The sequence below is a fragment of the uncultured Tenacibaculum sp. genome (assembly GCF_947498805.1).
In the GTDB taxonomy this organism is placed as follows: Bacteria; Bacteroidota; Bacteroidia; order Flavobacteriales; family Flavobacteriaceae; genus Polaribacter.
The window spans coordinates 1-272 of record NZ_CANMLT010000033.1 but is presented as its reverse complement, the minus strand read 5'-3'; the positions used below and the strand labels follow the sequence as shown (position 1 = coordinate 272).

The 272-nt window shown below is 39.0% G+C and carries 1 protein-coding gene; it reads right to left on the bottom strand.

Features of this window, described 5'->3' with window-relative positions; genetic code table 11:
* On the bottom strand, nucleotides 1-272 hold a 272-nt coding region (locus Q0873_RS18220), incomplete at both ends, for a hypothetical protein (RefSeq protein WP_299110229.1).

The window sequence follows — 272 nt, the reverse complement described above, 5'->3', positions numbered from 1 at the left end:
GCTTCTGGAATTGCATCACAACTTACTGTAGCATCTTCTGGTAAAGTTTCTACAAATGTTGGTGCAGTAGTATCTTCTACGTTAATAGTTTGTACGTGTTCTGTAGTATTTCCTGCACAATCATTCACAACCCATTTTCTAGTGATTACATATTCCGAAGGACATTCATCATCATCGCCACTGGTCGTTTGGGTATACACCACATCTACTTGGGAATCACAATTATCTGTTGCTGTTATTACTGCCGGATCTGGAATATTATCACAGCTAAC